The 11,239-nt window shown below is 44.1% G+C and carries 5 protein-coding genes; all 5 read right to left on the bottom strand.

The window, feature by feature from the left end; all coding sequences use genetic code 11:
- The coding region (carB, locus tag QZ076_RS21100; RefSeq protein ID WP_293717089.1) for a carbamoyl-phosphate synthase large subunit at nt 1-1,886 on the bottom strand (1,886 nt) is incomplete at its 3' end.
- A 380-nt stretch (nt 1,887-2,266) separates the two neighbouring features.
- A complete protein-coding gene (locus tag QZ076_RS21105) occupies nt 2,267-4,096 on the bottom strand; it encodes a Wzy polymerase domain-containing protein (RefSeq protein WP_293717090.1) in 1,830 nt (609 codons plus the stop codon).
- 269 nt (nt 4,097-4,365) lie between these two features.
- Nucleotides 4,366-7,599 carry an efflux RND transporter permease subunit gene (locus QZ076_RS21110; protein ID WP_293717091.1) on the bottom strand — a complete coding sequence of 1,078 codons (3,234 nt, stop codon included), beginning with the start codon at nt 7,597-7,599 and terminating at the stop codon, nt 4,366-4,368.
- A 29-nt stretch (nt 7,600-7,628) separates the two neighbouring features.
- Nucleotides 7,629-9,107 carry a TolC family protein gene (locus QZ076_RS21115; protein ID WP_293717092.1) on the bottom strand — a complete coding sequence of 493 codons (1,479 nt, stop codon included), beginning with the start codon at nt 9,105-9,107 and terminating at the stop codon, nt 7,629-7,631.
- 19 nt (nt 9,108-9,126) lie between these two features.
- Nucleotides 9,127-11,239 (bottom strand): efflux RND transporter permease subunit (locus tag QZ076_RS21120; protein ID WP_293717093.1); only part of this gene is annotated, 2,113 nt, incomplete at its 5' end.

An 11,239-nucleotide genomic window follows, 5' to 3' on the forward strand; every position in this document is an offset into this window, starting at 1 on the left:
ATTACGTCGAGTACACGTTCGAAAGAAAGTTCGTCGAAGTACAGACGGTCGCACATATCGTAGTCGGTAGAAACCGTTTCCGGGTTGTAGTTGATCATGATCGACTTGTAACCCAGCTTACGTGCAGTCTGTGCAGCGTTCACCGAACACCAGTCGAACTCTACGGAAGAACCGATGCGGTAAGCACCTGAACCCAGGATCACCACGCTCTTGTCGTTCTTATAGTAAGGGATATCATGTTCGCTACCGTCGTATGTCATATACAGGTAGTTAGTCAGTTCCGGATGTTCGGAAGCGATCGTGTTGATACGTTTTACGCTCGGTAGGATACCCATTTTCTTACGCATGTTACGTACACGGATATTTTCTTTTTCCATGTTGCCTTCCGGATCTTCTACATAACGGGCGATCTGGAAGTCGGAGAAACCTAAACGTTTTGCTTCTTTCAGAACATCTTCGGGCAGATCTTCTATCTTATTGTATTGAGACAGTACTTTTGTGTAGTCTACGATATTTTTCAAACCGTTCAGGAACCACGGAGTGATCTTTGACAGTTCGTGGATACGTTCTACCGTATAACCTTCTTCCAATGCTTTTGCTACGGCGAAGATACGCAGGTCGGTCGGGTTTGCCAGTGCGTCGTCCAGGTTGTCGAATTCCAGGTCGTTGTTTCCAACGAAACCGTGCATGCCCTGTCCGATCATACGCAGACCTTTCTGCATAATCTCTTCGAAGCTCTTACCGATCGACATGATCTCACCGACAGACTTCATGCTCGAACCGATCAGGCGGCTTACACCAACGAACTTAGTCAAGTCCCAACGCGGGATCTTCACGATCATATAGTCTACTTCCGGAGCTTTATAAGCAGAGTTCGGAGTACCCATTTCGCCGATTTCATCGAGGCTATAACCTAATGCCAGTTTAGCTGCAACGAATGCCAGGGGATAACCGCTTGCTTTTGAAGCCAGTGCAGAAGAACGGCTCAGGCGAGCGTTTACTTCGATCACACGGTAGTCGCAAGTGTCGGAGTTGAATGCGTATTGGATGTTACATTCGCCCACGATACCCAGGTGGCGGATTGTCTTGGTCGACAGTTCTTTCAGCAGATCCAGTTCCTTATCTGTCAGAGAACAGGTAGGAGCTACAACGATACTTTCACCGGTATGTACGCCCAGCGGGTCTACATTTTCCATGCTTACTACTGTGAAGCAATGGTCGTTCTTATCGCGGATTACTTCGAATTCAATTTCTTTCCAGCCTTTCAGCGATTCTTCCACCAGGATCTGTGTAGAATAAGCGAAAGCGCTTTCTGCCAGTGTACGCAGTTCTTCTTCGTCTTTGCAGATACCGCTACCCATACCTCCCAGGGCATAAGCGGAACGGATCATTACCGGGAAACCGATCTTGTAGGCAGCTTTCACTGCATCTTCCATCGTTTCAACAGCCTGGCTTACCGGAGTTTTTACGTCGATTTCATTCAGTTTCTTTACAAACAGGTCGCGGTCTTCTGTATACATGATCGCTTCAACAGAAGTACCCAGTACCTTTACACCATATTTGGCGAGTGTGCCGCTGGTGTATAACTGAGTTCCGCAGTTCAGGGCAGTCTGGCCACCAAAAGCCAGCAGGATTCCGTCCGGTTGTTCTTTTTTGATTACTTCTTCAACAAAATACGGAGTGATAGGCAGGAAGTATACCTTGTCTGCTACCCCTTCGGATGTTTGAATAGTTGCAATGTTCGGATTCAGCAATACGGTACTGATACCTTCTTCTTTCAGTGCCTTCAATGCTTGTGAACCAGAGTAGTCAAACTCTCCGGCCTGTCCGATCTTCAGGGCACCCGAGCCCAGAACAATCACCTTTTTGATTCCAATTTTCGACATAGTAATTGGGTTGTTTTGTTTATTAATTGATTTTATAGAATGTTATACCTTAATATTATCGCTATCCGCGGGACACAAAAAAAATGCGTTAGTAAAAATAACCAACGCATCTTATATAACCAAATGATAATCCCGTAAATTAAAGAAATGAGCCTCAATGTCCGGCGTTGAACCGGAGATAAACATCGGATTACACTTATGTATCTTATTCGTCATGAAACTCTTCTTCGCAAAATTTCGGCAAAGATAGGGGATATAATTTGAATGTGCAATAAAATAGGAGGGAATCGTGGTTTAAAAATTGTACTCATAATTACATTGTATTAATGGAAACTTGTTTATAAAAAGGAAATGGTGTTGCTTGTCCGATATTCTATTTGTTATTTATTCTTGATTATTGCGTATTGAAGAAGCTTGTTTACGTCTTCCTTCATCAATTTAATCGTTTTCGATTGATCCTTAGGCTGTCTGGTAAGAACAGAGTAGGCCGCTAACCTCAGTTTATCGGGTTGGTAATAAGAATCGTCCGAGTATAACTTTGTCAGTAGATAATAGGTGTCTATCTCTTCCGGCAGGATGTGCAGGCATTGTAATAAATATTTCTCGGCTTGTTTATAAAGACCTAGCTGTTGGTAACTTTCTGCAAGGATGTAATAGAATTCCGGATTGGCACTTAGCCGGATTGCCTGGTGACTCCAGACGATAGCATCCGAATATTGTTTACACTGTAACAGGCATCTGGCTCCTTCCTCCAGGAATTCGACCCGGTGGTTGAGACGTGGATATAAACACAGGTATCCTTGTGTGGCCACCTGTTGTTCATTTTGCTGTTTTAGCAGTCGTAATGTTTTCCATTCTTTATAAGAATCGTAATAACCTCTTTGACCGAAAAATAGCATGCAGGCGGCTAATGCTGCAAAAGTTCCGATATAAGGAAAGGTCTTCGGGGAAGGTTTTTGCAACTTACCGGGTATTGTCACACAAATAGCCGAGAAGAATAACAGTAATACCCAAAATGACGGTAATTGTAACGGATAAGAATACATTGAGAAAAAGAGCAAAGCGATAATGCTTCCCGTGGCTCCGATCTGTTTGTTTTTTAGTCCGTAATAAAGGCTGAACCCGATCCACAAAGAGAAAAGTAACAGTCCGGCGATACCGAACTCGAGTCCCATCTGCAGATACTCGTTGAATGCAAATTTCGGACAACAGGCAGCCTGCCGTTCCATGTCGGAAGCTTTTCCGGATGAAAAGTAGTCGGCTTGCGTCTTCGCATAGGATGTGGAAAAACCTCCCAGGCCTGTTCCTGTCACAGGTTGTTCCAGAATTGCTTTGGTTGTTACGTTCCACATCAGTAGACGACTGGCCGATTGGTCCGGGCGGATAAAACTACCCAGGGTGGGTAATCCTGCAATGGCCAGGAATAATAAAGCACAAACGATCACCACGGTCTTACTGTGCATTATTACTTTTTGTTTCAGGATTTTCCAACCGGATTTGCGTAAAAAGAATACCCAACAGCAGGAGGCTACGGCGGCTAGCCATGCAGGACGACTTGCTCCTCCCGGAAGGGCGATCAGGATGATTAGTATACCGATGACTGACAGGTAAAATAACATGGTTCTGGTTTCCCACCATGCTATTTTATCGCAATCACGGAATCGTAGTGCCAGGTTCAGGCATAAAGGGAGTACGATTGCCAGATAACCGGAAAACGGGCCTGGATTAAAAACCAGTCCGCTACCATTAAACAGCGGGTGGTTTTCCGCCGGGGTACCGTGTATTTGCCCCATTCCCCACATAGCTTCAAACACTCCGGTCGATATAATGATCGAAATGAAAAAGAGCCTGAGTTCGGGATGTGTCTGTATGACAGCTCGTAACATAAACCATAGCATGGTCAGTTGACCTACAAAGAGCAGTTTTTCCGGTTGTGGGTTCAACTCACGATCGTAGGTGATCAGAATCAGTCCGGTGAAGAGAAGCAGCAGTCCGTCAGGTAGTGTGAATGTGAAACAACTTTTTTTAATGGTGGCTTCCATGAAAAATACACTGAAGGCAAGTAATAAAACAGAGAAATGGAACCAGAATACTTTGCCGGCGATTGTTCCTTCTGCAATGTCAGGATTGGCGGCAAATACAATGCATAATAGTAATGCTCCACTCGTAGAGAGGGATAATAGTCGTAGGTACTTGAATAAAATTTTCATCTTTAATTTATTTTAGAGTGATATCGGACTCTGCTTTTTGTTTATGAAAATCGATAACTACCTTTTCCGGTTATTACATGAGTTGATGTAAAGACCGGAAGAAGATCGATGAAAAAACAAGTTGTGACGTTCTCTTTAGTGCTACTTCTCAGCTCCTAGATTAAACACGCAGAGGACAAGAAGGGTTTGAAAAAATAACAATTTGTCGATTGATATCGCAAAATTAGGAAAGAAAATAGTATCGGATAGCCTAAATTAGTTCAATATGATTATTTTTTTAAGGTAAAAATAGGAAGGTAAATAAAGATTCCGGCAATCGACATCACTAGCCCTCCGATTGTACCGGCTGCCAGTGGAAACCAGAATGCTTCTTTGTCGGGCCCCAACATAAACGGAATGAATCCCAGAATAGTGGAAATTACTGTAAGGAATATTGGCGTTATTTTTGCATTCCATGCTTTCAGATAAATGCGCCAGAGCGGCATCAAGGGCTTTGCTTCGCGTAGCTGATTGAATTCGTTCAATACATAGATACTGGCATTTACCGTAATACCACATAATAAAACGAATGAAGCAAATCCTCCCTGGTCGAAGTTTAACTTGAACCAATAAAACGTCAGGAATACGCCGATATAGGAGATCGGGATCACGCAGATGACGGCTAATGGCTGTTTCAAAGAGTTAAACAGGATACTGGTAGTAAAGAAAATGATTACGATAATAAGCAACAATAACAGATATTGTTTATTATCTTTCGTGTTCCAATCCCAGTAATAGCTTTCCGACTTGGCTGTATAACCCATAGGGAGCGAAGCATTGAATTCCTTCAATACACGTTCCTGTATCTTGTTCCCCTGGTTGGATGCGCCGATGTACTCGTATTGCAGGCAAAGCCGGTATTGCTGGTTTACCTTGGCAACCTTCTGCGGCATCTGTCCCTTTTCTACAGTTGCCAGTTCCGCTAATTTATAAGACTTGTCTTTGATAGTCTGAGGTACATATTGCATACTCCAGATATCATAATCTTTTGCCTGGCGAGAACTTAGTTTCAGCTTTTCCACTTCATTGTCGACAACAATCGTCCCGCTATAAATATCTTTTCCGAATACCGGATTCAGTGAGGCGAACAAGTCGATCGGCAGAATACTTTCCTGGGCCATCCGCGCTTTGTTCAGGTTGAAGTAGAATTCTTGGTAATCGTCTTTCCACCACGAAAATTCGGAGTTGATAAGTACTTCCTTGATACGTCGGAAGGTGAGAAGTTTGCCTTTTAATTGTTCGGCCCATTCGTATAGCTCGTCGTAATTGTATCCGAACATTTCGATCCTGAATGATCCGGCTCCTTCCCGTACATCATTGCTGAACCCCTGATCCTGAAGACCGTATACTCCCCAGCTACCGCCGCCCAATTCTAAAGCTTTACTGATGATCTTGCTTTTCAGGGTGTAAGGGAAACCGCTCCGTTCGGCAACTTTGGTGAAGTATATACGTATGCCCGCCTGCCGGGCACTATATACATTTGTCTGACACTGACTTATATCCTTGAATGTACTCAGGTAAGCCTCCATACGGGTCATCAGTTGGTTCATCTGTTCCAATGTAGTCCCGTTGGGTAGGGAGGCTGTGACGGATAGAACCGTTTCATCGTTGCGGGTAAAGTAACTGCCTTCATATACTTTCTGCACAAAAAGCCGCAAAGTTCCCCCCAACGCTTTGTCTATGATCGGTTTCACCTTTTCTTTATAGGTTTCCTCAGATACAATCTTGTTGTATTTTTCGATGAATAGCGAGTCGGTCGCTGTGTAAACTTTGTCTTTACTATCCATTTCGATCTTTTCAGGTAGCAGGAAGACTGGTAATCCGAATGCCAGGACTAACACCACACAAGCAGTCTTTTTCCATCGGCAAAGGAAACTGATCTGTGCCCGGTAATAGCGGTTGAAATAGACCGGATACCGCTTAAGTACTCTGTTACCCCATTTTTTGAACCGATTGAACCGGCCACTCTTTGGGCTTTCGGATAATGGGGCTTTTTGCTTTATATTTTTCTTTTGTCCCAATCCCAGTTTGTCTATCATGGCAGGAACAAAGAACAAGGCAACAGCCAGCGATACAGCCAGATTAATGATCACCACAGCTGCGAAATCCTGTAAATTCAATCGTATTTTTTCATCGAGGAAGAAAATAATCACCAACGCTCCGATTGTTGTCAGGGTGGCAGTTAGAATAGAAAGGAAAGCTTTCCGGTTATGGCGGTTGCGTATATGATCGGTCATCACGATCGTATTGTCGATCACCAGGCTTAAGGATATGGTGACACCGGCCAGCGAATAAAGTTGCATCTCCAACTTTGCCAGGTAAAAGAAGATGACAGCAATGCAGAGGTTAACACTCAGGCTGACAACGATCAGGAACAAATAACGTACATTCCGCGTGATCAATAGAACGAATAAAAGCAGGATCAGGATAGTCAATCCGGTACGTAAATATATTTTGTTCAACTCGTTGTGGATGAATTCCGTAGCGTCATAACTCGTGTGTATCTCATAGCCTTGCGGCAGTAACTGACGGATATGCTTCATCTCCTGTTTTACCTGTTCTGCCAGTTTCAACTGGTTTGCCGTTTCTTCCGCCTGAATGGATAGGTAAATGGAATTCAATCCGTTGATACGATAATAACTTTGTGGGGCCTCTTCCTGGCGGGTTACTTTCAGTAGTTGGTCCAAACGGATTAGTTTTCCTTCTTTATTAGTGACTGTGATGTAAGATGCGTCAAAACCTTCCCGGCTATCTTCTGGTATCAGGGCGAGGCGGATCCATTCCTCCTGTCCATTCGTCTCTACATTTCCTGTTCCGAGAAATTCTTTGTTATAGTATTGACTGATGGCAGTTTGTATATCGTTGATGGTAATTCCGAGTGAAACCAGCTGGCGGCTGTCGTACTCCAATCGCCATTCCATCGGCGTAGCTCCCCGTACATCGATCCTGTAAATTCCCGGAATGCTGGCCAGGCGCGGTTTGATCTGATCTTCAGCAAACCGCTGGATAAAGATCGGGGTTGCTGCTGCATTTAAAGTATATGTCATGAAAGGTCCGGATTCCTTATCATCCGGGCGGCTCATTTCCAGGATCGGATAACTAAGTCCGTCAGGGAGGCTTGGCCAGGTCTGTCGGACGATAGTGGAGGCTTCAAAGCGGGCGGCATCGATATTGGTATGCTTATCCAGTTCTAGGGTCACATATCCCCATCCATTACCGGAAGTCGAATTGATCTCCTTGATCCCTTTGATACGTGCAAGCATTGCTTCCAGACGAGAAGTCACTTCCATTTCGATCACGCGTGCCGAATTGCCGGGCATATTATAACTGATAGTCAGCCGGGGCAATGTGCGTGAAGGCGATAGCTTGATGGGCAGTAGGGGAATGAATGTTATTCCTGCCAAAGCTATGCAGAGGAAAACGACAATAATCGTAAAGGATGATATTTTAGGAGATGAACTCATTTTATAGTTATTTTCTTACTACGGAAAAATTATAACTCGTTCCGATAATCAAATTCATTCGACAAGGAAATACCGGTCTCGAAATCATGTAATGTCAGCTTCCTTATCTTAAAATAACTCAGCCAATAGTTTTGTAACGCCGAGATATAGTTACGCTGTGCCTCCTGTTGGCGGTTCAACGACAAAGTCAAACTGTTGATGTCCGCTTTCCCGATCATAAACCGCTGCTTGGTCTCTGCGTATGCCATGACTGCCAGGTCGAGCACTTCTTCAGCACTACTGATCAGGTGCTGTTGGATATTGAAATCACCTACTGTCATGATCACATCCTCTTCCACGGTCAATTCTTCCTGGCGGGCGGATATCTGAGCCACGTTCAGATTGTTTTTGGCAATATTATGTTTCCCTTTCCGTACGCCCCAGTCTATCAGGGGGATGGAGATAGATACGGAAACAACATCCTGTTGCAACGGATCACGGTAAGCACTTTTCAATTTGCTTGCCACCTGGTTAAAACCGATACTGGCATTGACGGAAGCATTGAACATAGCCTCCTTTTTTGTCTTATCCACTTGTTGTTCTGCTTCCAGTACCTCTTGTTTCAGGTCGAGAAATTTAGGGTTATTCTCCCGGGCAAGTGTTAATGCTTCATCTACCGATATTTGCATATCTTTCGGACGTCCGGGCAAACGTAACCGGATTTCCGTATTTTTGTCGAAGTTGAGGAAAGAGGCAAGGCTGAACATCGCTCTTTTAAGGGCTATATCTGCATTTTGCAATGTGTTGCGTGCATTGACGGCATCCAGTTTCAAAGTCAGTAGTTCCGCCTTGTCGATGGAGGCAATCTTATGCCGTTCCTGTCCTGTCCGGTAGAGAGTATCGGTCGAAGCGACATTCTCTTTGGCCAAATCGTATTCGGCTTGTGCCATTGCCAGTTGGAAGAAGTAGGTGGTAGCCTGTTCGCTGATGTTTTCTATATTGTATAACAATTCTTTTTTAGCGATCTCATATTTCAGCGGTTCGATCTTTCGCTCCCACCGGAAAGGATTATAGCCTAAAAGGTCCTGGCTATAACCTATTCTTATAGGAATAGTCGTGAATTGATTATAGGTATTTTCCCCGAAGTTACGCATATATCCCAGGTCCGAATCCAGAAAGAAAGTACCTCCCAATAAGTCGAAATTTTGCTTGACCCTAAGGTTTCCACTGGCATAGAACGACTGTTGAGTACGATATTCTTCCACGTTTTTATCATAATTATACCGCTTCGTAATATCCCGGTAATACTGTGCCGGTGTCAGGTTCAATGTCAGACTCGGTAGTCTTCCTGCCTTGAATGTCCTATATTGCCAGTATCCGGCCAGATACATGTTCTTTGTCCTGAATGCCTCCAGCGAACTGTCTGCTGCCAGAGAGATCGTCCGTTCCAGCGACAGCGTCAGTGTCTGTGCATGCAGGGAGGCAGAGGTAAATAACAGGAATGACAATATTATCTTATATATCTTCATAACGGCATTATATAATTCGTTAAACTTCAGTTTGTTTTTCGGAAACATCATGTTTCCGGTAGATGTACCAGTAAATCAATGGAATGATGAACAGACTGACTGCGGTACCGACCAGCATCGCAGAGATCATTGCGATAGATAAGGGCTTTTGCAACTCACTACCCATATCGAATGTAAACAACAAAGGTACCATACCGAATATCGTAGTCAGTGATGTCATAATGATTGGACGCAGACGGCGGCGACCGGCCTCGTGTATCGCTTCCATCAACGGGACTCCCTCTTTCCTTAGTTCATTGATCATGTCGATTTTCAGAATGGAGTCGTTGATCACAATACCGCAGGTCACCACAATACCGATGGCACTCATCAGGTTAATGGTATGCCCGCATATCCAGAGTATCAGTAAGGCGGCAGCTACGTCGATCGGGATTTCAAGCAACAGGATCAACGGCTGCAGGAAACTCTCAAACTGGGCTGCCAGAATAAAATACATCAACAGGAGTGAAATAAACAAGATCACTACCAGTTCATTCAACATTTTCTGGTTGGAAAAGAAACTACCGGAAAAATCGATTTCCCAATCCTGTCCGCTTAGTTGTTTTACGTTGTCCATTAGCTGCTCCGGTTTTTGGACATTATAGAAGCTAAACGGGATATACTCACCGTTTTTCCCGGCTGTTATCGTTTTGAGGTCTTCTCCCTGGGTCACCTTGATCAACGATTGCAACGGGATATATTGACTTTTACCGTCTTTGTCCGGTTGTGTTTGTACCAATGTGCTTTGTAATACTCCATTGATTGTCTGTCCGTCACCTGCCAATGCTATCGGAAGATATTGTTGGTAGGAGCGGAGGGTGGCAACTTCATTCTCTTTGAATGCCGTTTTCAGAAGACGGTACACTTCATTATAACTGACATTATATAAGAGTAGCTTTTGTCTGTCGATCGAAATATTCAGCTGGTTATCGAATGCCACTCCGACAGGCGACTGACCGGTGGTCGTTTTCATTTCCGATTCCAGTTTTTGCAGCTCGAAGGCTTCCGGAGCTGTTGCTTTGTTGCGTGTATAAAACTCAGCGACCACATCGGCTTCGCCCGTGACAAACAGTTTTTCAAATACGGTGATAGGAGGGGAAAAGGAAAATACCGCCTGTGGATAATTGGTATCCAGCCATTGGGTAATCTTTTCCTGTAGGGGAGCAATGGCAGATGCTTTTTCCGTTCTGAAATACAACTCGGCCTCGGAGGCGGATAATTCACGGTCGCGATTCAATAGGAACTGTTGCTGTCCGATATAAGATGTATATTCTTTGACATCACCGGCAGTCTGGTTAAAAAGCTGGTTGACCCTGTCTTTATTCTCGTCGATATGAATATTCTCGTTCCATTCGATATGGGTGATCAACTCGTTCTGGTCGATCTCCGGCATTCGTGTTTTCGGTACTTCATAGAAGAGGAATGCACAGAGAGGAAGAGTTAGGGCGGTGAGTATCAGACTTACTTTTTTATGGCGGAAAGTGAAGTTGACACCTGCGTCATAAAAACCATACAATACGCTGTCTTTGACCAGATTTTTAATCCTGCGGTTAAAACCGGTATGTTTGATGTCGGGAATACTGTAAACCAGTTTGTATAATACCGGAAGCAGCATGATACCTGTAAAATAAGAAACGAGTAATCCCGCTGTTACGGCAAAAGCCTGGTCATAGAATATAGCTCCGGCAATACCACTCATAAATACCAGCGGAAAGAATACGGCGATTGTTGTAAAAGTGGAACTCAACATCGGGGTAATTACTTCTGTTGTCCCTTTGGCGCATGCTTCGTCCAGAGAGAATCCTTTTGTACGGTATTGCGTGATGTTTTCCGTTACGATAATCGAACTGTCTATCATCATACCCAGAGCGAGGATCAGACCTGACAGAGAGATGATGTTCAGCGACATTTTGAATAAGTAAAAAAACAGGAAGCTGACGATGAGGCTGACTATCATACTCAAACTGATCACAGCGGGTATTTTTATATCCCCCAGGAAGAGAATAGCCACGATACAGATAAAGATAAAACCTAATGTCAGGTCTTGTTTTAGGTTCGCCACCGAATAGTCCAATAGTTCTGTCTGGTTGCGG

Source organism: uncultured Parabacteroides sp. (genome assembly GCF_905196875.1).
Lineage (GTDB): Bacteria > Bacteroidota > Bacteroidia > Bacteroidales > Tannerellaceae > Parabacteroides.